Origin of the sequence: Pelomonas lactea (assembly GCF_043555885.1) — a bacterium.
In the GTDB taxonomy this organism is placed as follows: Bacteria; Pseudomonadota; Gammaproteobacteria; order Burkholderiales; family Burkholderiaceae_C; genus Pelomonas; species Pelomonas lactea.
In genome coordinates this window covers 1-290 of sequence record NZ_JBIGHX010000034.1, presented here as the reverse complement: position 1 = coordinate 290, position 290 = coordinate 1, and the positions used below count along the sequence as shown (strand labels likewise).

General features: G+C 37.6%; 1 protein-coding gene. It reads left to right on the top strand.

Annotation, left to right across the window (positions count from 1 at the left end):
* Window positions 1-290, top strand: a 290-nt coding sequence (locus tag ACG04Q_RS25615; RefSeq protein ID WP_394514710.1) for a hypothetical protein, incomplete at both ends; no start/stop codon positions are given.

Genomic DNA, 290 nt, shown 5'->3' with positions numbered 1-290 from the left:
AGAAAGCATGTCAAACGACCTACAGAAAAGAATGTTACAGAAATTACGACGCCCACTAGGGTTGCTCAAATTAATAGTACTTTGAATGACTTATTTGCTACTCTCGAAACTACTCGTATATGGCCAATTTTCCATATTAGCCCATATAGCGGCTATAGCAACCCAACATTAGACCAAAGCTCAGTAGCTGCTCAAATCAAATCCTGGTCCCTACCAAGTTTAGCGATAAATATGGATTTAGAATTTAGTATAACATTCACATTTGATGAATTCCTTACCCGTTATCACTC